This is a genomic window from Sphingopyxis sp. H073, assembly GCF_001468395.1.
GTDB lineage: Bacteria > Pseudomonadota > Alphaproteobacteria > Sphingomonadales > Sphingomonadaceae > Sphingopyxis.
On sequence record NZ_LNSG01000008.1, the window covers coordinates 141,190 to 166,348 of the forward strand.

At 66.3% G+C, this 25,159-nt stretch carries 27 protein-coding genes; 14 read left to right on the forward strand and 13 right to left on the reverse strand.

The features are described from left to right. Positions 1 to 8: 8 nt before the first annotated feature. The 6 genes from ATE64_RS15685 to crtY form a co-directional block, all read right to left on the reverse strand. Positions 9 to 527 (reverse strand): ATP-binding protein, encoded by a 519-nt coding sequence (locus tag ATE64_RS15685; protein WP_058455210.1) that lies wholly within the window; start codon positions 525 to 527, stop codon positions 9 to 11. Then, complete coding sequence (gene pnuC / locus ATE64_RS15690; protein WP_058455211.1) at positions 524 to 1,093, reverse strand: nicotinamide riboside transporter PnuC; 570 nt, start codon at positions 1,091 to 1,093, stop codon at positions 524 to 526. The genes ATE64_RS15685 and pnuC overlap by 4 nt, the downstream gene beginning before the upstream one ends. Beyond that, positions 1,090 to 2,052: a phytoene/squalene synthase family protein gene (locus ATE64_RS15695; protein WP_058455212.1), complete on the reverse strand. Its 963-nt coding sequence runs from the start codon at positions 2,050 to 2,052 to the stop codon at positions 1,090 to 1,092. The genes pnuC and ATE64_RS15695 overlap by 4 nt, the downstream gene beginning before the upstream one ends. Next, positions 2,052 to 2,633: a TIGR00730 family Rossman fold protein gene (locus ATE64_RS15700; RefSeq protein WP_058455213.1), complete on the reverse strand. Its 582-nt coding sequence runs from the start codon at positions 2,631 to 2,633 to the stop codon at positions 2,052 to 2,054. Before ATE64_RS15700 ends, ATE64_RS15695 begins: the two co-directional genes overlap by 1 nt. Before the next feature lie 115 nt (positions 2,634 to 2,748). Then, positions 2,749 to 4,218 (reverse strand): phytoene desaturase, encoded by a 1,470-nt coding sequence (locus ATE64_RS15705; protein WP_058455214.1) that lies wholly within the window; start codon positions 4,216 to 4,218, stop codon positions 2,749 to 2,751. After that, on the reverse strand, positions 4,215 to 5,372 hold the full coding sequence (gene crtY, locus ATE64_RS15710) for a lycopene beta-cyclase CrtY (RefSeq protein WP_058455215.1): 1,158 nt from the start codon (positions 5,370 to 5,372) through the stop codon (positions 4,215 to 4,217). The genes ATE64_RS15705 and crtY overlap by 4 nt, the downstream gene beginning before the upstream one ends. Before the next feature lie 46 nt (positions 5,373 to 5,418). Between crtY and ATE64_RS15715 the strand changes: the two genes are divergently transcribed. The 7 genes from ATE64_RS15715 (at position 5,419) to ATE64_RS15745 (ending at position 12,953) form a co-directional block, all read left to right on the forward strand. Next, positions 5,419 to 6,168 carry a sterol desaturase family protein gene (locus ATE64_RS15715; protein WP_058455216.1) on the forward strand — a complete coding sequence of 250 codons (750 nt, stop codon included), beginning with the start codon at positions 5,419 to 5,421 and terminating at the stop codon, positions 6,166 to 6,168. Continuing rightward, positions 6,125 to 6,523, forward strand: a complete 399-nt coding sequence (locus ATE64_RS15720) for a DUF2141 domain-containing protein (RefSeq protein WP_231729121.1) — start codon at positions 6,125 to 6,127, stop codon at positions 6,521 to 6,523. Before ATE64_RS15715 ends, ATE64_RS15720 begins: the two co-directional genes overlap by 44 nt. Positions 6,524 to 6,622: 99 nt before the next feature. Beyond that, on the forward strand, positions 6,623 to 8,749 hold the full coding sequence (locus ATE64_RS15725; protein WP_058455217.1) for a S9 family peptidase: 2,127 nt from the start codon (positions 6,623 to 6,625) through the stop codon (positions 8,747 to 8,749). 283 nt (positions 8,750 to 9,032) lie between these two features. Then, on the forward strand, positions 9,033 to 9,980 hold the full coding sequence (locus tag ATE64_RS15730; RefSeq protein ID WP_058455218.1) for a CorA family divalent cation transporter: 948 nt from the start codon (positions 9,033 to 9,035) through the stop codon (positions 9,978 to 9,980). 153 nt (positions 9,981 to 10,133) lie between these two features. Beyond that, complete coding sequence (locus ATE64_RS15735; RefSeq protein WP_058455219.1) at positions 10,134 to 10,544, forward strand: Ohr family peroxiredoxin; 411 nt, start codon at positions 10,134 to 10,136, stop codon at positions 10,542 to 10,544. Positions 10,545 to 10,647: 103 nt separating this feature from the next. Next, positions 10,648 to 11,097 (forward strand): MarR family transcriptional regulator, encoded by a 450-nt coding sequence (locus tag ATE64_RS15740; protein WP_058455220.1) that lies wholly within the window; start codon positions 10,648 to 10,650, stop codon positions 11,095 to 11,097. A 206-nt stretch (positions 11,098 to 11,303) separates the two neighbouring features. Next, on the forward strand, positions 11,304 to 12,953 hold the full coding sequence (locus ATE64_RS15745; RefSeq protein ID WP_058455221.1) for a M20/M25/M40 family metallo-hydrolase: 1,650 nt from the start codon (positions 11,304 to 11,306) through the stop codon (positions 12,951 to 12,953). Positions 12,954 to 12,973: 20 nt separating this feature from the next. Here the strand turns inward: ATE64_RS15745 and ATE64_RS15750 are convergent, their stop codons facing one another. The 4 genes from ATE64_RS15750 to ATE64_RS15765 all read right to left on the reverse strand — a co-directional run bounded on the left by ATE64_RS15750 (position 12,974) and on the right by ATE64_RS15765 (position 16,883). Beyond that, positions 12,974 to 14,437 carry a S41 family peptidase gene (locus ATE64_RS15750; RefSeq protein ID WP_058455222.1) on the reverse strand — a complete coding sequence of 488 codons (1,464 nt, stop codon included), beginning with the start codon at positions 14,435 to 14,437 and terminating at the stop codon, positions 12,974 to 12,976. A gap of 60 nt (positions 14,438 to 14,497) precedes the next feature. Next, entirely contained in the window at positions 14,498 to 15,211 is a 714-nt protein-coding gene (locus ATE64_RS15755) for an RlmE family RNA methyltransferase (protein WP_058455223.1), read from the reverse strand. Then, positions 15,208 to 16,299 (reverse strand): Ppx/GppA phosphatase family protein, encoded by a 1,092-nt coding sequence (locus tag ATE64_RS15760; protein ID WP_058455224.1) that lies wholly within the window; start codon positions 16,297 to 16,299, stop codon positions 15,208 to 15,210. The genes ATE64_RS15755 and ATE64_RS15760 overlap by 4 nt, the downstream gene beginning before the upstream one ends. 179 nt (positions 16,300 to 16,478) lie before the next feature. Further along, positions 16,479 to 16,883, reverse strand: a complete 405-nt coding sequence (locus tag ATE64_RS15765; protein ID WP_197410161.1) for a glycine zipper 2TM domain-containing protein — start codon at positions 16,881 to 16,883, stop codon at positions 16,479 to 16,481. Between the two features lie 169 nt (positions 16,884 to 17,052). On the opposite strand from ATE64_RS15765, the gene ATE64_RS15770 reads away from it, so the two are divergent. Further along, the gene (locus tag ATE64_RS15770) at positions 17,053 to 18,051 is read left to right on the forward strand and encodes an esterase-like activity of phytase family protein (protein WP_058455226.1); all 999 of its coding nucleotides are present in this window, start codon (positions 17,053 to 17,055) and stop codon (positions 18,049 to 18,051) included. Positions 18,052 to 18,087: 36 nt separating this feature from the next. Here ATE64_RS15770 and rpmB read toward each other — a convergent pair whose 3' ends face one another. Next, positions 18,088 to 18,381 (reverse strand): 50S ribosomal protein L28, encoded by a 294-nt coding sequence (rpmB, locus tag ATE64_RS15775; RefSeq protein WP_058455227.1) that lies wholly within the window; start codon positions 18,379 to 18,381, stop codon positions 18,088 to 18,090. 128 nt (positions 18,382 to 18,509) lie between these two features. Here rpmB and tadA point away from each other — a divergent pair, with 128 nt between their 5' ends. Further along, positions 18,510 to 18,965, forward strand: coding sequence for a tRNA adenosine(34) deaminase TadA (gene tadA, locus ATE64_RS15780; protein ID WP_058455228.1), 456 nt, complete (start codon positions 18,510 to 18,512; stop codon positions 18,963 to 18,965). A gap of 572 nt (positions 18,966 to 19,537) precedes the next feature. Here the strand turns inward: tadA and ATE64_RS15785 are convergent. Beyond that, positions 19,538 to 20,242, reverse strand: coding sequence for an NAD-dependent deacylase (locus ATE64_RS15785; protein WP_058455229.1), 705 nt, complete (start codon positions 20,240 to 20,242; stop codon positions 19,538 to 19,540). Positions 20,243 to 20,367: 125 nt separating this feature from the next. On the opposite strand from ATE64_RS15785, the gene dapB reads away from it, so the two are divergent. Together dapB and ATE64_RS15795 are read left to right on the forward strand one after the other, a co-directional pair. Beyond that, complete coding sequence (gene dapB / locus ATE64_RS15790; protein ID WP_058455230.1) at positions 20,368 to 21,093, forward strand: 4-hydroxy-tetrahydrodipicolinate reductase; 726 nt, start codon at positions 20,368 to 20,370, stop codon at positions 21,091 to 21,093. A 61-nt stretch (positions 21,094 to 21,154) separates the two neighbouring features. Then, the gene (locus ATE64_RS15795) at positions 21,155 to 22,321 is read left to right on the forward strand and encodes a M48 family metallopeptidase (RefSeq protein WP_058455231.1); all 1,167 of its coding nucleotides are present in this window, start codon (positions 21,155 to 21,157) and stop codon (positions 22,319 to 22,321) included. A gap of 66 nt (positions 22,322 to 22,387) precedes the next feature. Here the strand turns inward: ATE64_RS15795 and ATE64_RS15800 are convergent, their stop codons facing one another. Beyond that, complete coding sequence (locus tag ATE64_RS15800; protein WP_058455232.1) at positions 22,388 to 22,834, reverse strand: hypothetical protein; 447 nt, start codon at positions 22,832 to 22,834, stop codon at positions 22,388 to 22,390. A gap of 179 nt (positions 22,835 to 23,013) precedes the next feature. Here ATE64_RS15800 and nth point away from each other — a divergent pair, with 179 nt between their 5' ends. From nth to ATE64_RS15815, 3 genes are all read left to right on the forward strand, one after another. After that, positions 23,014 to 23,685, forward strand: a complete 672-nt coding sequence (gene nth / locus ATE64_RS15805; RefSeq protein WP_058455323.1) for an endonuclease III — start codon at positions 23,014 to 23,016, stop codon at positions 23,683 to 23,685. 81 nt (positions 23,686 to 23,766) lie between these two features. Then, on the forward strand, positions 23,767 to 24,378 hold the full coding sequence (locus ATE64_RS15810) for a TetR/AcrR family transcriptional regulator (protein ID WP_058455233.1): 612 nt from the start codon (positions 23,767 to 23,769) through the stop codon (positions 24,376 to 24,378). A gap of 360 nt (positions 24,379 to 24,738) precedes the next feature. Continuing rightward, positions 24,739 to 25,155 carry a hypothetical protein gene (locus tag ATE64_RS15815; RefSeq protein ID WP_082657783.1) on the forward strand — a complete coding sequence of 139 codons (417 nt, stop codon included), beginning with the start codon at positions 24,739 to 24,741 and terminating at the stop codon, positions 25,153 to 25,155. Positions 25,156 to 25,159 lie beyond the last annotated feature (4 nt).

Consider the following 25,159-nt stretch of genomic DNA (forward strand, 5'->3'; position numbering starts at 1 on the left):
GTTTGCGCCTACAAAAGCCCCGCCGCCCGCATCGCCGCCACCGCATTCTCGAGCCGCTCGTTGCCGTCGCCATCGACCCACGCCCAGCGCAGGTTCCGCCGCTCGAGCTCGCCGATCGCGACGTCCATGAACTGGCGCCGTGCGAGGTCGCTGCCGAACAGGCGCGTTCCATCCTCCTCCCACGGCAGATTCATCGCCGGGACGAGATAGAGGTCGGCGGGCTCGTCCCATAGGTCGATCTCGGGCAAGCGCCGACCGAGCAGCATGACCGCCCAAGCCTGCGTCATCAGCGGGTCGGTGTCCGACACCAGCCACTGGGGATTTTGCGCAAGCGCCGCCCGCGTCGCCGCGACATGGCCGTCGAAAATCGCGAGCAGATCGATCTCGTCAAACTCGGTGCCGTGCTCTTCGGCATAGGTGCGGCCATATTCGGGAACGACGAGCGCGCCGAGGCGAAAGGCAAGTCGCGGCGCGAGCGTCGACTTGCCCGTGCTCTCTGCGCCGTGAAGGCAGATATGGCGTGTCATTCGGGGATCGCGCCGGTCAACGCCGCGCGGCGCCACTGGATCAGTCCATCGATCGACAGGCCGAGCAGGACGACATAGACCGCGCTCGTCGCATAGAGGCCGCGCCACGCGAACAGCGGCACCGCGATCAGGTCGACGGCAATCCAGAGCCACCAGCTTTCGACGCGCCGCCGCGCGAGCAGCCATTGCGCGGTGATGCTCATCATCGCGATGCCGCCATCGATCCATGGTGCCGCGGCGTCGGTGAAGCGGTGCATCGCGGCGCTCCAGACGATCCAGGCGGCAAATGTGACGCTGCCCCAGATCCAGCGCGCGCGTTCGCTCAGCCAGCCGACCGGAACGCCATTGTCCTCGCGCGCCCGGACCCAGGCGATGAGGCCATAGAGGTTGAGGACGAGGAAAAAGCCCTGCAGCAGCATGTCGCTGTACAATTTCGCCTCGAAGAAGACGAAGGCGTAGAGGCTGACCGCGACGAGCGCGAAGGGGTAGTTCCACACGCTGCGCAGCGCGACGAGCGCGACATTGATGAGGACCAGCGCGGCGGCCAGCCATTCGATCCAGCTCATGCGGGCGCCTCATCGCTCCGCGCGCGCGTCCACAGACCGTCGCGGCTGATCCGCCGCTCCGGCGGACGGCGCAGCACCGACCAGCCGGCGCGCGCAACCCACCCGAGCTTGGCGAGACGCGAGGTCCCCGCGCGGTGGTCCCACGCATGATCGCCGCGCGCCCGCACCTCGCGCGCGATGTCGCCATAGATGCCGGCGGCGGCGAGCACCGCCCAGCGGCTGCGCGGAGGCAGCTTGCGCGCGCCCCAACGCGCCGACGCCTCATATTCCCCGGCCATTTCGGCGAGCCATTTCGCCATGACCGCAAGCCGCGAACGATAGGCGGGGTGCATATGCTGGCCGGGTGGAATATCGAGTTCGACCATCCAGTCGACGGGCAGGTAGCAGCGATCGGCGGCGGCATCCTCGGCGACGTCGCGCGCGATGTTTGCGAGCTGGAAGGCGATGCCGAGGTCCGAGGCGCGGTCGAGCGTGATCGTATCCTTGGGGTTGATCCCCATCACCAGCGCCATCGCGACGCCGACGGCGCCCGCGACATGATAGCTGTAGCGCAGCAGGTCGGCCTCGCTGCGCGGACGCCAATCCTTCGCGTCAAGCTCGAAGCCCGCGACGATGTCATCGATCACGGAGCGTGGAATAGCGATTTCGGTCAGCAGCAGCCCGAGTGCGTCGAACGCGGGCTCGCCCGTCGGTTCGCCCGCGAACGCCTTGTCGGTCTGCGCGCGGATATGGGCGACCGCAGCGGCGGGATCTTGTCCCGGCCGCATCGTCCCGCCATGATCCTGCCCGTCGGTCAGGTCGTCGGCGGCGCGGCACCAGGCGTAAAGCAGCCAGACGCGCTCGCGGGTGATCCGGTCGAAGAGCTGGCTGGCGAGCGCGAAGCTTTTCGATCCGCGCGCGATGCTGTCGTGCGCGAAACCGTGGAGGGCATGTGCGTCATAGGCCCCCCCGTCGATCATTACAGATTTTCGGCCTTCATCGCGAAGATCGTCTGGTGCGGAACGTAAGACGCCATCTTGTCGAGCAGCTCGTCGAGGCCCGCGTCGACGATCATGATCCCGGCATGCGCGGGGCGGATGAAGCCGACCTCGACCATCTTGCGGTTGAACGCGATCAGCTCGTTGTAGAAGCCCGCCGCGTTCAGCACCCCCACCGGCTTGCTGTGATAGCCGAGCTGCGCCCAGCTGATCGCCTCCCACAATTCGTCCATCGTGCCGACGCCGCCGGGAATAGTCAGGAAACCGTCCGAGAGGTCGGTGAACATCTTCTTCCGCTCGTGCATGCCGCTGACGACGTGGAGCTCGGTGCAGCCGCGATGCGCGACCTCGGCACCGACGAGCGCTTCGGGGATGATCCCGATGACCTCGCCACCGGCTTCCAAGGCGCTGTCGGCGACCGCGCCCATCAGCCCGAGGCGGCCGCCGCCATAGACGACGCCGATCCCGCGCTCGGCCAGCGCGCGGCCGACGTGGCGCGCGGTTTCGATATAGATCGGATCTTCGGGGGTCGCGGACCCGCAATAGACGGCAAGGCGTTTCATCGCTTCGTGGCTTTCATAAATTCCGTTTGGGCTGAGCCTGTCGAAGCCCCGCTCTTTCTTTCGCGCCTTTGCCGGAAGAACGGCCCTTCGACAAGCTCAGGGCGAACGGCGGTGGTCATTCAAGCATCAGGGCTGCCGTCGCCTTCGCGCTTCCCACCACCCCCGGAATGCCGGCGCCGGGGTGCGTGCCGGCACCCACGAAATAGAGGTTCGAAATCGCGTCATCGCGATTGTGGGCGCGGAAATACGCGCTTTGCCACAGCACGGGTTCAAGGCTGAAGGCGCTGCCCAGATGCGCCGACAGGTCGCGGCCGAAATCGGTGGGAGCGTAATGGAAACGGGTGACGAGGTTGGCGCGGAGGCCGGGGGCGACGCGGCGTTCGACCTCATCGAGGATCGCGTCGGCGAAGCGCGCGCCGAAATCGCCGTCCCAGTCGGGCTGCGTCTTGCCGAGATGCGCGACGGGCGCGAGCGCGTAGAAGGCCGAATGGCCGGGTGGCGCCATCGCCGGATCGGTGATGCTGGGATGGTGGAGGTAGAGCGAGAAATCCTCAGGCACCTTGCCACCGTATATGTCGCTCAGCAGGCCTTTGTAGCGCGGACCGAAGAGGATGCTGTGGTGCGCGATGTCAGGATAGTCGCCCTTCACGCCGAAATGGACGACGAAGAGCGAGGGCGACCAGCGCTTGCGGGCGAGGCTCTTTGCGACCTTCCGCCCACGCGGATGGTCGAGCAGGTCCTTGTAGCTGTGCATCAGGTCGCTGTTGCACGCGATCATGTCGGCGCCGGCGCGCCAACCGCTTTGTGTCGCGACAGAGGTGACGCGGTCCCCGCTTGTGGCGATCGAGATCACCGGATCGCCAAGGCGCAATTCGCCGCCGAGCCGCTCGAACAGCTTCACCATCGCGCCGACCAGCGCGTTGGTCCCGCCACGCGCGAACCAGACGCCGCCGTCCTTTTCGATCGTGTGGATGAGCGCGTAGATGCTGCTCGTCGTCATCGGGTTGCCGCCGACGAGCAAGGTGTGAAAGGACAGCGCCTGCCGCAGCCGCTCGTCGTCGACATAGGACGAAACGATCGAATAGACGCTGCGCCAGGCCTGGTATTTCATCAGCGCAGGCGCGGCGCGGATCATCGAGGCGAAGTCGAGAAAGGCAACCGCGCCGAGCTTCACATAACCCTGTTCGTACACGCCCCTCGAATAATCGAGGAAGCGGTCGTAGCCGTCGATGTCGGCGGGGTTCAGCTTTGCTATCTCGGCGCGCAGCGCCGCCTCGTCGTTCGAATAATCGAAGTTGGTGCCGTCGGGCCAGTTCAGGCGATAGAAGGGCATCACCGGCATCAGATCGACGTCGGCGGCCATGTTCTGCCCGCTGAGCGCCCACAGTTCCTGCAGGCACGGCGGATCGGTGATCACGGTCGGACCGGCGTCGAAGGTGAAGCCGTCCTTCCGCCAATGATAGGCGCGCCCGCCGGGCTTGTCGCGCGCCTCGACGATCGTGGTTTGAACACCCGCCGATTGCAGCCGGATCGCGAGCGCGAGCCCACCGAATCCGGCGCCGATGACGATCGCGCGGCGGGTCATTTCCAGTCCAATCTCGAAAGCGCCGCAATCGCGCGGCCGACGGGTACGGGCGGTTTGCCCGACAATATTCTGAGCTTGTCGGCGGCGTTCGGCCGTCCGGCATAGAAGCGCGCGATGAGGCCCGGCGACAGGCGATAGAAGCGCTCGAAGATGCGGTAGCGTTCGGCGGGTTCGGCGGCGCGGAAGAGCATCGCGCCGAGCATGCGATAGAAGCGCTGGCGGCGCCAGGATGCTGCGGCGCGATCGCGCAAAAGGATCGGCAGATCGGCACTGCCGATCAGATCGGGCAGCGCCGCGGCGGTTCGCACGGCGTCGGGCAGCGAATATCCCGTGAGGGCATGAAACACCCCGGCGCGCACGCCGATCCGCGCGGTGCGGTCCGATTCGGGCCAGAGGCGGTCGAAATCGCCGGCCACGACCACCGGGAGCACGCCGGTTTCCTCGCGCGTGGTCGCGGTCACATTCCATTGGCGCCGCGCCGCATAGTCGGCGATCCGATCGCGGACCGCCGCAACGTCGAGATCGGGGCTGTCGCTATAATAGGTGTCCTCGACGAAGATCGTCTCGGCATCAAACGGGAGCAGATAGACGAAGCGATAGCCGTCGAGCTGGTCGACGGTAGCATCCATGACGAGCGGGCGGTCGATGCCATGCCCGCCCTCGACGGTCAGCGCCTGGCCAACGAATTTCTGCCAGCCGCAATCAAGGTCCGAAAGCTTGCCCGCGCCGCGCGCGTCGATGACATGCTTCGCCGAAAGCCGCCCGCCGCGCGCGAGCAGCAGATGGTCGGGCGCGACATGCTTGGCCCTGTCGGAGATGATGCGGCCCTCGGGCAACGCTGCCGCTACCGCCTCGGCCAACGCTTCGCCGGGAATGCTCTTATACCCCATGCGCAGCGTCCGGGCGTGCGCGGAGAAAGCGACGTCGTACCGATCCCAATGATACCGGACGAGCGGTGCGACGAGCCAGCGGTCGCGCTTCGCGATGTCGCTGTCGAAGAAGGACCAGATATGATTGCCGCCGATCGGGCCGGGCTCGACCAGCCGGACGTCGAGGCCCGGCCGCTTTGCCGCGAGCGCGAGCGCCGCGAGCCCGCCCGCGAGCCCGCCGCCGACGATCGCTATGTCACAAGAGTCGGTGTTCGCCGCGGCCATGCGTCCGCCCTAGCCGCAGCGCGCGCGGGCGGCTATCGCTTCGTGCATGGCGGCGATCCTTTTCTCCGCGCTCGCGATGACGCTGATCGTCGGGGTGCGCTATCTGATCAGCAGCGGCGGCTTCGCGCTGGCGACGCGGATTAAGCACCCGGGCCTCTATCGCGGCCTCGAACCGCAGATGAAGCGCGAGATCGGCTGGAGCCTTGCGAGCGCCGCGATCTACGGCATTCCGGCGGGCGTCGTGGCCTGGGGATGGCAGGAACGCGGCTGGACGCGCATCTACACCGACGTTCACGCTCTTCCGCTCTGGTATTTGCCGGTCAGCCTGCTCGCCTATCTGATGCTCCACGACACATGGTTTTACTGGACGCACAGGCTGATGCACCGGCCACGCTGGTTCCGCATCGCGCATGCGGTGCACCATCAGAGCCGCCCGCCGACCGCCTGGGCGGCGATGAGCTTTCATCCGGTCGAGGCGATCACCGGCGCCGTGGTCATCCCGGCTTTGGTGTTCCTGATCCCGATCCATGTCGCGGTGCTGGGGCTGGTGCTGACGATCATGACCGTGATGGGCGTCGGCAATCATATGGGATGGGAGATGTTCCCGCGCGCGCTGGTGCATGGACCCGCGGGGCGCTGGCTGATAACCGCGACGCATCACGAGGCGCATCACGCCGCCTATCGGGGGAATTATGGGCTCTATTTCCGTTTCTGGGACAAGGCGTGCGGCACGGATATCGGGCTCGGTTCTTTTGCCGCTGCTGCTGACCGCCGCGAGCGCGCCGCCGACGGTTGAGGTCAGCGTCACCGGCCTGCGCAACGACAAGGGCCAGATTCTCGTCTGTCTGACCACGAACCCCAAGGCTTTCCCCGATTGCAGCAAGGACAAGGCCTCGGTGCGGATGGCGGTCAAGGCGGTCGACGCCGGCAATTTCGTGATCCACGCGCCCGCCGAGGGCACCTATGCAATCGCGGTGGTGCATGACGAGAATGCCAACAACAGGATGGATATGGCGCTGTTCCTGCCGAAGGAAGGCTTCGGCTTCTCGCGCAACCCGGCGATCGGCATGGGGGCCCCGAGCTTCAAGTCGGCGAGCTTCGTGGTGACGGGCGACACGCGCCAGTCCATCCGGATGAAATATATGCTGTAGGCAAGCCCCGGCGAGCGATGGCGCCATGCGCCGGATTTTTCGTGTTTCGCGCGAAGACACAAAAGCGCGAGGAAGAGGACAAAAGAGGAGAAAATATCGATGCGCAAGCCCATCTGCTTCGGCGCCAGCCTTCTCATTCTCGCCGCCCAGCCCGCCTTCGCCGGGCAAGCGACCGCGGAAACCGAATCCGCTTCCGCCCCGGCCTCCGCAATGGGCAGCGCGCGGCTGGGGCCCGAGCGCCGCTTTACCGGTGCCGACCTCTTCGACCTCGCCATCGCGTCCGATCCGCAGATCAGCCCTGACGGCCGCCGCATCGCCTATGTGCGGCGACAGAATGACATCATGACCGACCGCGCGGTCGGCTCGATCTGGCTGATCGATACGACGACCGGCGAGGAAATCCCGCTGGGCGCCAATGAAGGCGCAACCTTCGCGCCGCGCTGGTCGCCCGACGGCGGACGTCTCGCCTATGTCTCGACCGCGGGCGGCTCGGCGCAACTGTGGGTGCGCTGGATGAGCGGCGGCGAAGCCGTTCGCCTCACCGGCCTGCCGACCTCGCCCTCCTCGCTGGCCTGGTCGCCCGACGGCCGCTCGATCGCCTATACGATGCTGGTCAAGGACGATGAGCCGAGCATCGGCAGCGCGCCGAAGAACAAGCCCGAGGGCGCCAAATGGGCCGAACCGCTCGAGGTCCACGACCTCCTTGCCTTCAAGGCCGACGGCGAGGGATTCCTCGAGCCCGGTTTCGAGAAGATATTCGTCGTTCCCGCGACCGGCGGTTCGCCGCGCCAGCTGACCTTCGGCCCCTATCACGACACCGGCCCCTTGAGCTGGTCGCGCGACGGCCGCACCCTCTATTTCAGCGCGAACCGCAAGCCCGATTGGGAGCGCGACCCCGTCGAGAGCGAAATCCACGCGCTCGACGTCGCGAGCGGCGCGGTCACCGCGCTCACCGACCGCAACGGTCCCGATGCGAATCCGCTCGTTTCGCCGGACGGCTCGAAAATCGCCTACCTCGGCTTCGACGACAAGCTGCGCGCCTATGAGAACACCCGGATCTACGTCATGAACCGCGACGGATCGGGCAAGCGCAGCCTGACCGCAAACTGGGATTACAGCGTCGATGCGATCCAGTGGGCCGCCGACGGCAAATCGATTTACGCGCAATATGACGATCATGGCGAAACCAAGGTCGCGCGCATCGGCCTCGACGGCTCGGCACGCACCGCTGCGACCGGCCTTTCGGGCGGTGGGCTCGACCGGCCCTATACCGGCGGCAGTTTCAGCGTGTCGGATGGCGGCGCGATCGCCTTCACCGGCGGCACCGGGCAGCGCCCCGCCGAGGTTCAACTCGCGCGCGGGGGCAGCGCGCGCGTTCTGACCGACCTCAACCGGTCATTGCGCGAAGTGAAATCGCTCGGCGCGGTGCGCAAGATCACCGTCGCCTCCAGCCACGACGGCAAGACGATCGAGGGCTGGCTGACCCTCCCACCCGGCTATCGCGAGGGACAGCGCGTGCCGCTGATCCTCGAAATCCACGGTGGGCCGTTCGCGGCCTATGGCGGTCATTTCTCGACCGACAACCAGCTTTACGCCGCCGCTGGCTATGCCGTCCTCTCGGCCAACCCGCGCGGTTCGACCAGCTACGGCGCGGCCTTCGCGAACGAGATCGACAAGGCCTACCCGGGCAATGATTATTTCGACCTCATCAGCATCGTCGATCGCGCGATCGAACTCGGCATCGCCGACCCGCAAGCACTCTTCGTCACCGGCGGTTCGGGCGGCGGCGTGCTGACCAGCTGGATCGTCGGCAAGACCGACCGTTTCAAGGCGGCGGTCGCGCAAAAGCCGGTGATCAACTGGACGTCGCAGGCGCTCACCGCCGACGGCCCCGGCTTCTTCGGCCCCTATTGGCTGGGCGCCGAGCCGTGGGAAAAGCCCGACCTCTACTGGTCGCTTTCGCCGCTGTCGCTCGTCGGCAATGTGAAGACCCCGACCTTGGTCATCGTCGGCGCCGAGGATTATCGCACCCCGGTCAGCGAGTCAGAGCAATATTATACCGCGCTCCGCCTGCGCGGTGTGCCGACCGCGCTGATCAAGGTGCCCGGCGCCAGCCACGGCGGGATCGCCGCGCGCCCGTCGCAGTCGGCCGCGAAAGCATCGGCGATCCTCGCCTGGTTCGAGAAGTACAAGAAAGGCTGGTCGCCGCTGACGACGGACGACTAGGGTCCGCGTCACAAGCCTGTCATCACGAGGGCATAGCCCGATCCGGCATCCGGTTCCGGAACGAGGCAAGCGCAGGAACGCAACCACCGCCGACACCGCGAACCGCTCGGCGCTGCAAATGGCGACGATCCGCAACTAGGTGATGGCGTGGGTGCTCAAGCTTCCGGTTTCGATCCTGCTCTCGGGCGTGCTATACATGCTTTTGTCTGCCATCTTCTAAAGGATCAGGGCTACGGCAACGCGCGGAGACACGCCGGCCGCTCCGGACTTCGGGGCCATCGTGATGCAGCCCGGGCTGATCTGGGGCTGCGCGCGCACCGGCGAAGGCACCGCGCTGATCGAGGAATGCGAAGCCTGCGCCGACGCAAGCTTTCGCTGGCTCCACCTCAATCTTGCCGACGATCGCACCCAGCGCTGGCTCGACCGCTCGATCAAGCTCCCCGAGCCGATCCACGAGTTGATGCTCGCGCGCGAAACGCACCAGCAGGTGATCGTCGAGGACGGCGTCGTCGGCCTCGTCCTTCAGGACTTCGAGCGTGAGTTTGACGTCGCGCAGACGTCGCAGATCGGCGCGCTCCACATCGTCATCACCCCGGATGTGATGCTCACCGGCCGCTACCATCCGATCCATTCGGCCGACATCATGCGCCAGCGCATCGCCGCGGGCTTCGACGTCTGCGACGGCGCCGACGCGCTCGGCCTCGCGATCGGGACAATGGTCGACGGGCTCAGCGAGCATGTCCATGCGCTGTCGGCCGACATCCAGACCGCCGAGGACGAGTTTCTCAACGAACGGATGAGTCCCGCGACACGCGACCTCATCGCGGTGCGCCGCCGCGGCGCGCGGCTTCACCGCCTCGTCGCAGGGATGCGCGCGACGCTCGTCCGGCTCGAACGCGACCCCGACCTTCCGCCGCTGTTCGCCCCCGTCGCCGAGCGCCACGTCCAACGCCTCCACGCGCTCGACACCGACGTCGCGAGCACGCAGGCGCAGCTCCGCCAGCTACGCGACGAACTCGACCTGCAGGCCGCGCAAAAGACCAACCAGAATCTCTATTTCCTCTCGGTGATCAGCGCACTGCTGCTCCCCGCGACGCTCGTCACCGGCTTCTTCGGGATGAACACCGGCGGGCTGCCCTTCGCGCATACCGAGGCCGGAACCTTCGTCGCGGCGCTGGCAGCAGTGGCCTCTTCGGCGGCAACCTGGCTGCTTCTCCGCCGCCGCCCCTGAATTTCTTCAGTCCGAATTCAATGGCTTGGACAGTATCATAAATTCAATCGCACACGATTCAATCGCGCCCTATTGACTAGAGGGTGCAACTCACATATTTAGATCGCATCCGATATAACCGGATACGATCTAAATCCAGAAAGGTGTTCTAAAATGGCTGACAAGACTCTCTTCACCGGCACCACCCACGTCAAAGGCGGCGCCGAAGGCTATGCGCGCAGCACCAACGGCGTGCTCGACATCCAGCTTCCCGAGCCGCACCCTGCCGCCGAAAATCTCTTCGCAGCCGCCTGGTCGGCCTGCTTCCTCGGCGCGCTCGGCCTCGCCGCCCAGCAGAAGAAGGTCGCACTGCCGGTGACGCCGGAGATCGACACGACGATCGACCTGCTTCACAAGGACGGCGGCTTCGTCCTTCGCGCCCGCCTCGCCGTGCAGGTTCCGGGCATCGACCGCCCCGTCGCGCAGGAACTGATCGAGGCCGCGCACGCGATCTGCCCCTATTCGAGGGCGGTTGCCGGCAACATCGACATCGAACTGACGCTGGCGGAACCCGCCCTCGTCTGACCCCGGCTTGCCGGGCGGCGCCGTCCCCTCCCCCAGCGCCGCCCGGTTGGCAAGCGGGTCTTGCGATCTTATCGTGTCCGACCGAACAGCCTTGGAGAGGACCATGATGACCACGCCCGCGACCGCCAAATCCCCTCCGCTCAGCGACTATCTCTGTTTCGCGGTCTATTCGGCGAACCTCGCCTTCGGGCGCGCCTACCGGCCGGTGCTCGAACCGCTCGGGCTCACCTACACACAGTATGTGGCACTTGTCGCATTGTGGGAGCAGGACGATCAGACGGTCGGGAGCCTTGGCGAAAAACTGTTCCTCGAATCGAACACGCTGACCCCGATCCTCAAGAAGCTCGAACAGACGGGCTTCGTCGAACGCCGCCGCGATCCCGCCGACGAGCGGCAGGTCCGCATCCGCCTGACAGCGAAGGGCCGCGACCTGCAGGATGAATGTATCGGCGACAAGCTGATCGAGGCAACAGGACTCGGCGACGATTTCGTCAGAGTGCAAAAGGCGATTGCCAACCTGCGCGACAATCTGCTGGCGTCGACTGCGCCCTGATCGCGGTCGCAGCGGCCATGGCGCCAGAGTCGCGCTCCTGTGCCAGCACGGCGGTTCACAAATGCGGCCGCGCTGGCTAGGCTGCACAATCCATAGATGTTCGTGTTCGCCCGCGAAGGCGGGGCCATCTCCGGTCGGCACCATTATGATCGGGAGGGAGATGGAACCTCGCCTTCGCGGGCACACATATCGACCGAAAGCCCTGGATGACCCGACTCCCTGCCGTCTGCCTCGCCGCTCTCCTCGTTGCCTCCCCCGCTGGCGCGCAGGAAATCAGCGCCGCGAATCTGACCGAAACCGTCCGCACCCTCGCCTCCGACCAGTTTCAGGGCCGCGCGCCCGGCACGGTTGGGGAGGAACGCACGATCGGCTATCTGATCGGCCGGTTGCAGGCGCTCGGGCTTGAACCTGCAGGGACCAACGGCGGCTGGACGCAGCCTGTCCCCCTCCTCCACACCGCGCTCGGCGAGCCTTCGAAACTCGCCTTCGCGCGCGGGGGCGCGACAACCCCGCTCGTGCAGGGCACCGATATCTATGTCTCGACACTCCAGTCGGCCGACGTTGCGGCCGTCGCAAATGCGCCGTTGGTTTTTGTCGGCTATGGCGTCACCGCGCCCGAACGCGGCTGGGACGATTTCAAGGGCGCCGACCTCAAGGGCAAGGTCGCGGTCTTCCTGATCAATGACCCCGACTTCGTCGCCGCAAAGGGCGAGGACAGCGCCGGCAAGTTCGGCGGCCGGACGATGACCTATTACGGCCGCTGGACATACAAATTCGAGGAAGCGGCGCGGCGCGGCGCGATCGCCGCTCTGATCGTCCACGACAGCGACGGCGTCGGCTATGGCTGGAACGTCGTCAAAAGCGGCGGCGGCGAAAACTATGGCCTCGTCGTCCCGCCCGAGCAGCGGACGAGCCTCGCCTTGCAAGGCTGGATTTCGGGCGAGACTGCGACGAAGCTTTTTGCCGACGCCGGACAGGATCTCGAGAAGCTCCGCACCGCCGCGCGGCGCAAGAATTTCAGGCCCGTCGATCTCGGTACCCGCTTCTATGCCGAGGTGCCGGTGAAGCATGAAGTCGTGCAAAGCCAGAACGTCCTGGCGAAAATCCCCGGCACGAAGCGGCCGAACGAAGTCGTGATGTATGGCGCGCACTGGGATGCCTATGGCGAGGGCAAGCCCGACGAGCAGGGCCGCATCTATCGCGCGGGGGCCAACGACGACGCGCTCGGCGTGGCGGGGCTGTTCGAGATCGCGCGCAATTTCAAGGCCGCGCCGCCGCCCGACCGCACCATCCTCTTCGCCTTCTGGACCGCCGAGGAGCGCGGCCTGCTGGGTTCGGAAGCCTATGCGCAGAGCCCGCTATATCCGCCCGAGACGACCGTCGCCAATCTGGGCCTCGACATCCTTCAGACCGCGGGCCGTGCGAAGGACGTCATCCTCGTCGGCAAGGGCCAGGGCACGCTGGAGGACGATCTCGCGCGCCTCGCCGCGAAGCAGGGCCGAACGGTGAGCGTCGAGAGCCTCCCCGAACGCGGCCTCTTCTACCGCGCCGACCATTTCAGCATGGCGAAACGCGGCGTCCCCGTCTTGTTGATGATGGGCATCGCGGGCGCCTCTGACCTGGTAAGCGGCGGGAAGGACGCGGGCCAGAAGTGGGTCGATGACTATACCGGCAAATGCTATCATCAAGCCTGCGACGCATGGGACGCCGGTTGGAACCTCGACGGTGCGATCGAGGATATTTCGGTTTTCTACCGGATCGGCGACGAACTTGCGCGTTCGGGTAAATGGCCCGGCTGGAAAGCGGGTAGCGAATTCAAGGCGGTCCGCGACGCGAGCGCGGCAACGCGAAACTGAAAGACGCCGCGCGTTTTCGGTCAGAAAAGCCCCGGCAACTCGCGCTGGGCCGCACGCGGGGTTTGCGCGATCAGCATTTCGGGCTCGGCCGCCAGTGCCCTCCCGCCGCGCGCGAGCGCGCCCGCCGACGCCTCGGCGATACGCGCGGTGCAGGCGTTGCCCGCGAGAAAGTCGATCGCGGCGCGCACCGAGGCTTCGCGCGGATCACCGAGCGGGAAGGACGGGTCGTCCGCCGCCGCGCAGCTGTTCGATATCTTGGGCGCGAGCCCGCCATAATAATCGCTCTGCCCGGTCGCATTGCCTGTCGCGAAGGCGATGACGCGGATGCGATCGTCGCATTCGGCTTTGTCGAGCGCGATCTGGCCGACGGGCTTGCCATAGGTGTTACTGCCGACGAGCGTCATGTTGGTGCCGAGATAAGGCAGCATCCCGTTGATCACGAGTTCCGATGCCGAGGCGGTCGAGCCGGTGCCGATAAAGGCGATACGCGTCGGCGCGATCGATTGTGGCCTGGCATCGAAGAAATGCCGGTCGTCCTCGGCCGATTTCGACGGACGGAAAAGCGTCTGCGAAAACAGCTCCGACGCCGTGCGATTTCGTCCGAGCAGGTCGCCCATCAGCTCCGCCGTGCTGACCAGCCCGCCGCCATTATAGCGGAAATCGATCACCACATCGGTGATCCCCTGGTTGCGGAAATTCAGGAACGCGCTTTCGAGCTGGGGGTCGGCCGAGCGGATGAAGGTGCGCAGGTTGATATAGCCGTAGTTGCGGCCGTTTTCGCTGATCACCTTGGCGCCATAGCGGTCGGACACCGGGTCGATGTCATAGTCGGCCTTGGTGACCGACACCTCGCGCGTGCCCCCGCCAGCGTCGACGATCCGCAGCACGCGGGTGACGCCGGGATCGCTCGGCCCCAGCGCGTTGGTGATGCCCGCGGTGCCTTCGCTCGCGACGATCGCGGCGATCGTCCGGATATTCGACGTCGCCGTTCCGATCCCGACGATCTGCGTGCCGCGGTCGATACCGGCGGCAAAGGCGGGCGCGCCCTCATAGGCCTCGAGGATCGTGACGCGCTGGAGCGATGAATCGTAGCTCAGCCGTACCCCGAAACCAGCGCTCGACCCGCTGTTGTAGAAGGCATTCTCCTCGGCGATTGAGGTAATGTAGGTGAAATAGCGGTCCTTGCCGAGCGCGCGCGCCGGCGCGACCAGAGCGTCGATATAGGATTGGACGTCGGAATAGCCCGCCGGATTCGCGCTGCTCGCGACATCGCCGGGGAACAGATACCATTCGTCGATCACCGCCTTGGCGAACGCCTGCCGCGCGGGCAGGCCGCAACTTGCGGTGGGGGCGGGAGTCGGGCTCGGCGTCGGCGTCACAGTGACCGGACCGCTGCTTCCGCTGCCGCCTCCACCCCCGCCGCACGCCGAGAGCATCAGCGCCGCGAGCACCGCGCTCGCGACCGACCGCCTTGACCCGTTCATTCCCATGTCTCCCCAGTACGACCCAATATTATCTGTTGTGACCTATATCGCCGATGAACCTCAACCATCCTCTCCGGTATCCGTGCTTCGTCCCTTGAACCCCTGCGCGATGACGTAGAGTTCGGGCGATCCCTTGCGGCTCGCGGGCGGCTTCGCGTGCTTCACCGTCGCGAAGTTGCGTTTGAGGACGGTCAGCAGCTCGCGGTCGGCGCCGCCGGCGAAGACCTTGGCAACGAAGGCGCCGCCCGGCTGGAGATTCCGGACCGCAAAGTCGGCGGCGGTCTCTGCGAGCGCGATGGTCCGCAAATGGTCGGTCTGCGGATGGCCGACGGTGTTCGCCGCCATGTCCGAAATGACCAGGTCGGGCGCGCTGCCCAGCGCCTCGATCAGCGCATCAGGCGCGGCGTCGTCCATGAAATCCATCTCGAGGATCTCGACACCTTCGATCGGCTCGCACGGAAGCAGGTCGATTCCGGCGACGCGCGCGCGCGTGTTCGCCTTACGCACGACCTGCGACCAGCCGCCGGGGGTGATCCCCAGATCGACGACTGCGCGCGCTTTCTTGAGCAAGCCGAATTTCTCGTCGAGTTCGATCAGCTTGTACGCGGCGCGCGAACGATAGCCTTCGGCCTGCGCACGCCGGACATAGGGGTCGTTGAGTTGCCGCTGCAGCCAGCGCGTCGACGACGCGGTGCGCCGCCGTGCGGTCTTCACCCGCTCGCGCAAGCCGCCACGGCCGCCCGAGCGGCCGCCTCCCCCCGCGCCCTTGCTCATTTGCGATGCTCGCGCCGGGTCACGGGCACGTCGCGGCCCTGCATCGCCAGCGTGCGCAGGATGCCCTCGCGGATACCGCGGTCGGCGACCCCGACACGCGCGGCGGGCCACAGGTCGATGATGCTTTCGAGGATCGCGCAGCCCGCGACGACCAGATCGGCGCGCTCGCGCCCGATGCACGCGATGTCGGCGCGGTCGTCGAGGCTCGCTTCGGCGAGGCGGCGGCTGATGTCGCGCATCGCATCGGCGGGGACCGCGAGCCCGTCGACCGCGCGGCGGTCGTAGCGCGGCAGGTTGAGGAACACGCTGGCCAGCGTCGTCACCGTGCCGCTGGTGCCGAGCAGACGGAGCGGCTGGCCGGTGAAGCGTGTCGCGCGGTCGGCGAAGGCGGCGAAGGCGCTCTGCGTGACTTCGCGCATCCGCGCATAGCTCGCCTGCCGCGCGGGCAGGCTGTCTTCGCCCGGCGCCGCATGCTCGGTCAGCGAGACGACGCCCCAGGGCACGCTGATCCAGTCGTGAATCTTGACGTCCTGGTCGGACACGTCGACGTGCATCAATTCGGTCGAGCCGCCGCCGATGTCGAAGATCAGCGCGGGTCCGTCGCCCGGCTCCATGAGATTGTGGCACCCGAGCACGGCGAGTCGCGCTTCCTCGGCAGCGGAGATGATGTCCAGCGCAATCCCCGTCTCCCGCTTGACGCGGGCGGCGAGTTCGGCGCCGTTCGAGGCGCGTCGGCACGCTTCGGTCGCGACCGCACGCGACAGGGTGACGTGGCGGCGGCGGAGCTTGTCGGCGCAGATCGCGAGCGCGGCGACGGTGCGGTCCATCGCCGCGTCGCTGATCCGTCCGGTCGCGTGCAACCCTTCGCCCAAGCGCACGATCCGCGAAAAAGCGTCGATCACGACAAGTTCGCCGTCCTGCGGACGCGCGATCAGCAGCCGGCAATTGTTGGTCCCGAGATCGATGGCGGCATAGCTGCGGGGCCGGACAACCGGCACCGGACGGGACGGAGAATCCCCTTTTTGAATTCGCTTCGCCGGCGGACCGGGCCGCGGCGATCGCCCTGATGGCGCTGCCATTTGCCGCATGGCTATGTTGACCTGTCTCAATCACGCGTCCGCGCGAAGCCGCGAACGTGCACTTGACGTCAAACTAGGCGGCGCCAGCCCCGTTGGCAACCCCGCCCCCTGCACGCAGCAAAACCCCGCCCGGCGGCAGCCGGACGGGGCAAAGGGAGGGAAGAGACTTTATTGGGGTTCGGGTCTGCTTAGCGGCAGCCGTCATTACCCTTGTCGATCGCGCGGCCGGCGATCGCGCCTACGGCCCCGCCGATGATCGTGCCGACGGTCTTGTCGCCGCGGCCTGCGATCTCGTGGCCGGCGAGGCCGCCCGCGATCGCACCGATCACGGTTCCGCCGGTGCCATTGTCGCACTGGCGATAGTTACGGCGGCTGCCCTGATAATAGCGGCGATCGTTACGATAATCGCGGCGGTCATAGCGGTCGCCACGGCGGTCGTAGCGATCATAGCGACGATGGTCGCGATCATAGCTCGCCGAATAGGCGTCGTAGCCGCCATTGTAATAGCCCGGCTGCGCTGCCGCCGGTGCCGCCATGCCCAGCGTCGCGGTCGACATCAGGGCGGCGAGGGAGAGGGTCACCATCTTTTTCATCGTCATTCTCCTTCATCTTGTGTCAGCCCGTGTCGGGCAGTGGGTGGGTCGATGACGCTGTTCTGCCCGATTCGCTTTGAGCGAAGCCTGAACGCCGCTGTTGGCTAAGGTTCAGCTTTCATTGCCTTCCCCTTGCGCTTTTCCGTCGTTCGGCCCTATCGCCGCGCCGATGCGCCGCCTGTTCCTTGCCGCCCTGATATTCGTCGCCATCGGCCCTGTCCTTGGCACGCGGCAGGTGCGGCCCGTCGTCGACACCGCGCCGCAAGACATCGCGGTCCACGCACTCGGCCATCCGGCGGGCCGGGCCGGCGCGTTGCGGTTTGTTCGCGGCTGGCGGCTCAGCAGCTCCAACGCGATGTTCGGCGGCTTTTCATCGCTTGCCGTGACGGGGCCGGACCGGTTCCAGCTCATCGCCGACAATGGCTATTGGGCGCGCTTCGCGGTGCTGCCCGGCGACCGCGTCGCGGACGCGCGGATCGGCAAGATCCCGGTGCCCGGCGGCAATGTCGGGAAGAAGTCGAAAAGCGACGTCGAGGCGCTGCTCTTCGACCCGGCGACGGACCAAAGCCGGGTCGCGCTCGAATTTGTGAACGAGGTCTGGCGCCTCGATTCGACGCTTGGCCGGATCGAATCGCGCGCGGCGCTTCCGCGGCCGCACTGGCCCAAGAATAGCGGGCCGGAGGCGATGGCACGCTTGCCCGACGGGCGGATCGTCATCTTCTCCGAAAATGCCGACGACGACCCGCGCGGGTGCGAGGCGCTGCTGTTCGAGGGCGATCCTTCGGTCCCGGGGACGCGCGCGCAGCGTTTCTATTACGACGCGGAAGGCAAGGGTGCGGTCAGCGACGCGACGACGCTCCCCGACGGGCGCATTCTGCTCGTGCATCGGCGGGTGGGTTTCGATCCGGTGTTCACGACGACCGTCGCGATCGTCGATCCCGCCGACATCCGCCCCGGTGCCGTCCTGCGATCACGGACGATCGGGCGCGTGCCGGGGGCGCTCGCGGACAATTACGAAGGCGCGGCGGTAACGACCGATGGCGCCCGCATCTTTCTCTGGCTCGTATCGGACAACAATTTCAATCGCTGGCAGCGAAGCCTGCTCGTCCAGTTCGAACTCGTCGGCCTGCCGGTTCGCGCGCCGGACAGCAAAAAGGCCGCGCGGTAAACCGGCGGCCTCCTGCAATTCGAAAGACCCGGAAGGTCAGGCGGCCTTTTCGGCCAGCTTCTTCGCGACTTCCTTCTTCAGCTTGCGGGCGTTCGCCGAAAGCTGCTCGTCACCGGCCTTCAGCAGCCAGTTGTCGAGACCGCCATTGTGCTCGACCGAGCGCAGGCCGTGGGTCGACACGCGCAGCTTCACACCCTTGCCGAGCGCGTCCGACAGCAGCGTCACATTCTGCAGGTTGGGCAGGAAGGTGCGCTTGGTCTTGTTGTTGGCGTGGCTGACATTGTGGCCAATCTGGCGGCCCTTGCCGGTCAGTTCGCAAATGCGCGACATCGTCTTCTTCCTCGAATCAATGGGCGGCGTCCGGGGCGGGCCGAAAGGCTCCGAAAGGACCGGATGGGCCGGGAAAGGCGCGCGCTTATCGGCTTGCCGGAGATTCGTCAAGCGATTAGCGGGGACGAATGGCTCGATTTCCCCTTCCCCAACCGATGCGCCGCGCGCTCGACCTGGCGCAGATTGCCGCAGACTGGGGCGAAGTGCCCGTCGGCGCGGTGATCGTCAAGGATGGCCGCATCATCGCCGAGGGCCATAACCGCCCCCGCGAATCGCACGATCCGACCGCGCACGCCGAAATCGTCGCGATTCGCGCCGCGGCGGCGAAAATCGGCAACGAGCGCCTCGACGGTTGCGACCTTTATGTCACGCTCGAGCCCTGCGCGATGTGCGCCGGGGCGATCGCGCACGCGCGAATCGCGCGCCTCTATTATGGCGCCGACGACCCGAAGGGCGGGGCGGTGGCCCACGGCCCGCGCACCTTCGCCCAGCCGACGATCCACCATAGGCCCGAGATTTACGACGGGATCGGCGCGGGCGAGGCGGCAACGCTGCTGAAGGACTTTTTCGCCGCGCGGCGGTGAGTCCGGCGCTGTCTGCCGAGGCCGGGAAGCGGCCACGCTTTCGTTGGTGATCGCGAGCTGGATTTTCAAAGTTCAGGAAAGTTCAGCCTATGGCGTCCTCGGTTCTGGAGATGGGGGGTGGCCGGACACATCGCGCCAGCCGCGCCTGCAAGCCGAACCGGGACCGCTTTATCCGCCAGATGGAACAGCCGGAGGAAGGCTGGCACAGCGGGATAATGTAGGAAAGGCCTTGTTTTGACGACGGTGGCGGATTTGGGGTGGGGAGCCGCCCTTCCGCTATTCGTCATCCCGGGCTTGACCCGGGACCCGCCTTTCCTCTTCCGGCCTCGGATAAAAAGACAAGGCAGGCCCCGGATCAAGTCCGGGGTGACGATGATGGAGCGATCCTCCCTGTCGCGAAGCGATGGGGAGGGGGACCGTCGCCGCAGGCGATGGTGGAGGGGCGCGACCTCGCGCCAATTGCCCCTCCGTCAGCGCTTCGCACTGCCACCTCCCCATGGCTTCGCCACGGGGAGGAACCAAACGGCAACCTCCGGTCGCAACCGGTCGGCGCCGTATCGAGCCGAGTCCGTTCAACCTTCCAGCACCTGCTCGACCCACTGCGGAACCAGCTCGGTCGCCGGGCCGTGGCGCGCCTCGTCGAACCAATGGCTGCCCTGGCTCGGCTCCATATTGAGCTCGAGCGTCAGCGACCCCATCGCGCGCGCCTCGCGCACGAACCCCGCCGCGGGATAGACCGCGCCCGAGGTGCCGATCGACACGAACAGGTCGGCGCGATTGATGGCATGGTAAATCTCGTCCATCCGGTACGGCATCTCGCCGAACCAGACGATGTCGGGGCGCAGGTGGCCGCGCACGCCGCACGCCGGGCAGGCAGGCCGGTCGATCAACGGGCCGGTCCACGGCACATGCGCGTCGCAGCCGGTGCACCAGGCGGTCAGATGCTCGCCGTGCATATGGATAAGCCGTCTCGCCCCGGCACGCTCGTGCAAATCGTCGACATTCTGCGTGACGATCGTCAACTCGCCGGGCCACTTTGCGTCGAGCCGCGCGAGCGCCCGGTGCGCGGCGTTCGGCTGCTTCGTCTGGATCGCTTTGCGCCGCATGTCATAGAAGCGGAAAACGAGATCGGGGTCGCGTTCGAATGCCTCGGGCGTCGCGACATCCTCGACGCGATGCTGTTCCCACAGCCCGCCCGCGTCGCGGAAGGTGTCGATGCCGCTTTCGGCCGAGACGCCGGCGCCGGTCAGGATGACGATATTCTGGATCGGAGACATGCTGTCTCTCTAACCGTTCGGGTCGGGCGAAGTCGAGATACCCGTCGACATCGCGCCGGCCTTCGGGACATCTCGACTTCGCTCGATGCGAGCGGCTAAGGGGAGTGAAATCGAGGGGATGTATCATGACCAGCATCGGCATTATCGGCAGCGAAGGGCGGATGGGCGTCGCGCTCGCCGCCGCGATCTCGGAGGCCGGACAGCGCAGCTGCGGCGTCGACAAGGGCGGCAACATCGTTCGCCTCGCCTCCGACAGCGACGTGCTCGTCGATTTCTCCTCACCCGCCGCGCTGGAAGCGACGCTCGATGCCTGCGTCGCCGCGAAAAAGCCGATCGTGATCGGCACGACCGGGCTCGAGGAGCGCCACCATTATCTGATCGACGACGCCGCGCACGACATTGCGGTGCTCCAGACCGGCAACACCTCGCTCGGCGTCACCCTGCTCGCGCATCTGGTGCGCGAGGCGGCGGCGCGGCTCGATGCCGACTGGGATATCGAGATCGTCGAAATGCACCACCGCAAGAAAGTCGATGCGCCGAGCGGCACCGCGCTGCTCCTCGGCCAGGCGGCTGCCGAGGGGCGCGGGATCAGTCTCGCGACCTGCTCCGAACGCGGCCGCGACGGCCTGACCGGCGCGCGCGGGCACGGCAAGATCGGCTTCGCGTCGTTGCGCGGCGGGACCGTCGCGGGCGACCATGACGTGATCTTCGCGGGGCCCGAGGAGATGATCACCCTTGCGCACCGCGCCGAGAACCGGATGATCTTCGCGCGCGGCGCCGTGCGCGCGGCGCTTTGGCTGGTCCACCAGAAGCCCGGCCGCTACACGATGCCGCAGGTGCTGGGTCTCTGAACCCCGCTTGCGCGCTGCCTCTCCCTGTGTTCTATAGAAACAACACAGCTGGAGGACCGCCATGAGTTTCGATCCCGCCGCCGCGACCAAGGCCTATATCGACGCGCTCGGTCCCGAGGCGCTCGCCAAGGCCGCCGATTATACCCATGGCAGCGAATGGCTGAGTTTCTGGGGCGTTGTCGTCGCGGGGCTGGTCACATATCTTTTCGTGCGCTTGCGCATCCTCGACCGGATCGACGCAAAGCTGGGCAAGCGCGGTTTTGCGCTCCGCACCTTCCTTGTCTGTGCCGCCTTCCTGCTGCTTTCGGCGATCGTCACGCTGCCGTGGGAGCTCTACACCGGCTGGTGGCGCGAAACCGCCTATGGCCGCACCAGCCAGCCGCTCGGCGATTATCTGGGGCAGGGCGCCATCAGCTTGGTCATCGGGGTTCTGCTCGGCGCGCTCTTCTTCCTCGGCATCTATGCGCTGATCCGGCGCGCGGGGAAGCGCTGGTGGATCTGGTCGGGCGGGCTCGCCGCCGCCGCGATTTCGCTGATCCTGCTGCTCGCACCGGTCGTGATCGAACCGCTGTTCAACGATTACAAGCCGGTGCCCGCGGGGCCGGTGCGCGATGCGCTCGTCGTCCAGGCGAAGGAGGCGGGGATCGACCCCGACCGCATCTACATGTTCGACGGCTCGCGCCAGTCGAACAATTTCACCGCCAATGTCTCGGGGCTCGGCCATTCGGCGCGCATCGCGATTTCGGACGTGGCGCTGAAGGGCGCCTCGCTCGACGAGGTGAAGGCGGTGACGGGGCACGAAATCGGCCACTATGTCCTCGGTCACGTGTGGATCATCGTGATCGTCTTTTCGTTGCTCGCGGTGCTGCTCTTCTTCCTCGCCGACCGGCTCTTTCCGCGCGTCGCGCGTGCCTTCGGCAGCGATGCGGGGATCGGCGATCCGCGCGGTTTCCCGGTGCTGATGTTCCTCCTCTCGCTCTTCGCCTTCCTCGCGCAGCCGGTGCTGAACACGCTGTCGCGCACCGACGAGAGCGCGGCCGACGCCTATTCGCTGCAGACGGTGAACCTGCCCGACGCGCTCGCCAGCGCGCTGGTCAAGACCGCCGAATATCGCAGCCCGCGCCCGAACGCGGTCGAGGAGTTCGTCTTCTATTCGCACCCTTCGGTCGAACGGCGCGTGCGCGCGGCGATGGAGTGGAAGGCGGCGCATCCGCCCGCGGACAAATGAGGCGTCGCTAAGAAGGCGGTGGGGCGCGGCGGGGGCGGCGGGCGACCCGGCCCGCCGTCCGCGCGATCATTTCCTGAACTTGAGCTCGCGGATCAGGTAGCTGCCCAGCACCGTGCGATATTTCGCGCGATCCCCCGATTCGGCGACGAGTTGCGCATCGCTGCGCTGCATATAGGCGCGGTACGCCGCGTCGCGCTTTTCCTCTTCGGCCGCATCGGGCAGGCTCGGAAAGGATACGGCCAGCAACAGATCGGCTTCGCCCGGCCGCGAATTGAAATTGGAATAGACGGCGTAGCCGGTGATCCAGCCCTTCGACTTGGCGAATTCCTGCGATTTCCTCCATTTGTCCGCCAGATAATTGGCATAGTCCATCTCGCCGCCGTCGGCGATCTTGATCATCGAGACCTCGGTAAAATCGCCCGAGACGAGCGGGAAATCCTGCGCTGCGACAGGCGCCGTCGCGGCGCACGACAGCAGCGCGGCCAGCACGGCCGCTTTCCATTTTCCGGTCATTGATCTGCCCTCCAGGCCGGGTGAGGATCCCCGGACCCCCTTGTCCGGCGTACCCCGACGACGAACTCACCCGAAGCAATCGATCTGACGACTCGCCTTCGGAGTGAACGGACCTTGTATCTTCGCTATGGGCGAGTCAAATAGCCCATTCGGGGTAGTTGGGGCGGGAGCGCGGGGCTATCAAAAAGGCCGATATCTTCGAATTCTACCGCCGCCTCGCCGAGCTGAACCCCAGCCCGGAGACCGAGCTGGAATTCGGCAATATCTACCAGCTGCTCGTCGCGGTGGTGCTTTCGGCGCAGGCGACCGATGTCGGGGTGAACAAGGCGACGCGGCGGCTGTTCGAGGAGGTGAAGACGCCCGAGCAGATGCTCGCCCTCGGCGAGGAGGGGCTCAAGCAGCACATCAAGACGATCGGGCTGTTCAACGCCAAGGCGAAGAATGTCATCGCGCTCAGCGAAATTCTCGTCCGTGATTTTGGCGGGGAGGTGCCCGCCGACCGCGACACGCTCGTCGAACTGCCCGGCGTCGGGCGCAAGACCGCCAATGTCGTGATGAACTGCGCCTTCGGAGCCGAGACCTTCGCGGTCGACACGCATATCTTCCGCGTCGGCAACCGCACGGGCCTTGCGCCCGGCAAGACGGTGCTTGCGGTCGAAAGGAAACTCGACAAGGACACGCCGCAGCCGTTCCGGGTCGGCGCGCACCACTGGCTGATCCTCCACGGCCGCTACATCTGCAAGGCGCGCACCCCCGAATGCTGGCGCTGCCCTGTCGAGGATCTCTGCCGCTACAAGCCGAAAACCCCCAAGCCTGGCGCGAAGAAAGCGAAGACGGCAGCCAAGCCCTGAACGTCATCGAAAGGAGCGCGGACCGCTCCCCCGGGGTCAGCCCCTAGACATTCTCGCGTCCGTCATTATATACCGCCCGTTATGGAAAGCACAATTGCCCCCCCCGTCAAGGGACGTCCGCGTGAGTTCTGCGTCGACAAGGCGTTGGCAGAAGCCCTGCACGTCTTCTGGGCGAAGGGCTATGACGGCGCGTCGATGACCGACCTTACCGAGGCGATGGGCATCACCAAGCCCAGCCTCTATGCCGCCTTCGGGAACAAGGAAGCCTTGTTTCACAAGGCGCTGGACCTCTATGAGGCGGAAAAGCTCGAATATACGCGCGCCGCGCTCCAGCAGCCGACGGCGCGCAAGGTCGCGGAATATTATCTGCGCGGCGGGGTCGACGTGCACGCCGCCGAAGGCGAGCCGCACGGCTGCATGGGCTTGATGAGTTCGCTCGCGTGCAGCCCCGAGGCCGAGTCGATCAAGGCCGATGTGATCCGCCGCCGGGCTTCGTCGCAGCGGGCGCTGGTCGAGCGGTTCGAACAGGCGAAGCGCGAAGGCGACCTGCCCGCGCACATCGACGCCGAGGGGCTGACGAGCTTTCTCTACGCGATCCTGCAGGGAATCACGGTGCAGGCGGGGGCCGGGGCGACGCGCGCCGAACTCGAGCGGCTGGTCGACACCAGCCTGGCGCTGTGGCCGAGCAAATAGGGCAGGTCGGCCGGCGAAAGAAAAACATCGCCGGCCCGAAATTTTTCGATACCGATCGGTACAAAACTCCTTGACAAGATGAACGGCGGGTTTATATACCGCTTAGTACAGATGGTCAGGGCGCTCCTGCCCCGCCGCCAGACGCGAAGGGAAACGCCGATGAGCAACTGCGACTGCACCCGGGACTAGTCCGCTAGCCCAACCCTAATTTTTTCCGGAATTTCGCGCTGACGCCCGCAGGGCGGCACGCGGCTTCCCTTGTCCAGAATCTCCCCTCGCCGGGCGCAAGTGTCCCCGGGGTTCGCGCCCCCTTGCGCCCGGCACCCCCGATAAAACCTTCATCTCCAGGAGGATCGACCCATGGCCTATCTTGCACTGAATGACGGGTTCGCCGCCGCCATCGCCGCCGCAAACCCCACCCCTTCCGCCCCCGCGCTGTCCCCCGCGGCGCCGAAAGCCGATATTCCCGCCGGCTTTTCGGCGCTCGAGTGGTCGGTCGTGATGCTCGCGCGTCACGACCGGCCTTCGAGCCTGCGCGAACCCGGGCGCTTCCAGAAATTCCTGGGCCATATCTTCGGCGAGAGCTTCAACCGCCGCCTCGCCGACCCGAAGCTCGAGGCGCTGCGCCGCATGGCGGTGCTGACCTGGCACCACAGCTATTCGGTACCGAAGCGGGAAATCCAGGCCTTCTTCGCCGCGGGTTTCAACGCCGATCATTATGAACTGCTCGGCAAGCGCGTCGCCGAAGTGCACGTCGCCCGCCTTTTCCGAAAGTAATCCC

What these genes read in the sequence shown, in the direction of transcription:
- ATE64_RS15755 (WP_058455223.1), bottom strand. Translation starts at nt 15,211, where the DNA reads ATGAGCAAGGGCGCGGGGGGAGGCGGCCGCTCGGGCGGCCGTGGCGGC.
- ATE64_RS15715 (WP_058455216.1), top strand. Translation starts at nt 5,419, where the DNA reads ATGGCGGCGATCCTTTTCTCCGCGCTCGCGATGACGCTGATCGTCGGG.
- dapB (WP_058455230.1), top strand. Translation starts at nt 20,368, where the DNA reads ATGACCAGCATCGGCATTATCGGCAGCGAAGGGCGGATGGGCGTCGCG.
- rpmB (WP_058455227.1), bottom strand. Translation starts at nt 18,381, where the DNA reads ATGTCGCGCATTTGCGAACTGACCGGCAAGGGCCGCCAGATTGGCCAC.
- ATE64_RS15815 (WP_082657783.1), top strand. Translation starts at nt 24,739, where the DNA reads ATGGCCTATCTTGCACTGAATGACGGGTTCGCCGCCGCCATCGCCGCC.
- ATE64_RS15795 (WP_058455231.1), top strand. Translation starts at nt 21,155, where the DNA reads ATGAGTTTCGATCCCGCCGCCGCGACCAAGGCCTATATCGACGCGCTC.
- crtY (WP_058455215.1), bottom strand. Translation starts at nt 5,372, where the DNA reads ATGGCCGCGGCGAACACCGACTCTTGTGACATAGCGATCGTCGGCGGC.
- ATE64_RS15785 (WP_058455229.1), bottom strand. Translation starts at nt 20,242, where the DNA reads ATGTCTCCGATCCAGAATATCGTCATCCTGACCGGCGCCGGCGTCTCG.
- ATE64_RS15695 (WP_058455212.1), bottom strand. Translation starts at nt 2,052, where the DNA reads ATGATCGACGGGGGGGCCTATGACGCACATGCCCTCCACGGTTTCGCG.
- ATE64_RS15745 (WP_058455221.1), top strand. Translation starts at nt 11,304, where the DNA reads ATGACCCGACTCCCTGCCGTCTGCCTCGCCGCTCTCCTCGTTGCCTCC.
- ATE64_RS15700 (WP_058455213.1), bottom strand. Translation starts at nt 2,633, where the DNA reads ATGAAACGCCTTGCCGTCTATTGCGGGTCCGCGACCCCCGAAGATCCG.
- ATE64_RS15750 (WP_058455222.1), bottom strand. Translation starts at nt 14,437, where the DNA reads ATGAACGGGTCAAGGCGGTCGGTCGCGAGCGCGGTGCTCGCGGCGCTG.
- ATE64_RS15705 (WP_058455214.1), bottom strand. Translation starts at nt 4,218, where the DNA reads ATGACCCGCCGCGCGATCGTCATCGGCGCCGGATTCGGTGGGCTCGCG.
- ATE64_RS15740 (WP_058455220.1), top strand. Translation starts at nt 10,648, where the DNA reads ATGATGACCACGCCCGCGACCGCCAAATCCCCTCCGCTCAGCGACTAT.
- ATE64_RS15800 (WP_058455232.1), bottom strand. Translation starts at nt 22,834, where the DNA reads ATGACCGGAAAATGGAAAGCGGCCGTGCTGGCCGCGCTGCTGTCGTGC.
- ATE64_RS15730 (WP_058455218.1), top strand. Translation starts at nt 9,033, where the DNA reads ATGCAGCCCGGGCTGATCTGGGGCTGCGCGCGCACCGGCGAAGGCACC.
- ATE64_RS15770 (WP_058455226.1), top strand. Translation starts at nt 17,053, where the DNA reads ATGCGCCGCCTGTTCCTTGCCGCCCTGATATTCGTCGCCATCGGCCCT.
- ATE64_RS15725 (WP_058455217.1), top strand. Translation starts at nt 6,623, where the DNA reads ATGCGCAAGCCCATCTGCTTCGGCGCCAGCCTTCTCATTCTCGCCGCC.
- ATE64_RS15765 (WP_197410161.1), bottom strand. Translation starts at nt 16,883, where the DNA reads ATGAAAAAGATGGTGACCCTCTCCCTCGCCGCCCTGATGTCGACCGCG.
- tadA (WP_058455228.1), top strand. Translation starts at nt 18,510, where the DNA reads ATGGCTCGATTTCCCCTTCCCCAACCGATGCGCCGCGCGCTCGACCTG.
- ATE64_RS15735 (WP_058455219.1), top strand. Translation starts at nt 10,134, where the DNA reads ATGGCTGACAAGACTCTCTTCACCGGCACCACCCACGTCAAAGGCGGC.
- ATE64_RS15760 (WP_058455224.1), bottom strand. Translation starts at nt 16,299, where the DNA reads ATGCGGCAAATGGCAGCGCCATCAGGGCGATCGCCGCGGCCCGGTCCG.
- pnuC (WP_058455211.1), bottom strand. Translation starts at nt 1,093, where the DNA reads ATGAGCTGGATCGAATGGCTGGCCGCCGCGCTGGTCCTCATCAATGTC.
- ATE64_RS15810 (WP_058455233.1), top strand. Translation starts at nt 23,767, where the DNA reads ATGGAAAGCACAATTGCCCCCCCCGTCAAGGGACGTCCGCGTGAGTTC.
- ATE64_RS15685 (WP_058455210.1), bottom strand. Translation starts at nt 527, where the DNA reads ATGACACGCCATATCTGCCTTCACGGCGCAGAGAGCACGGGCAAGTCG.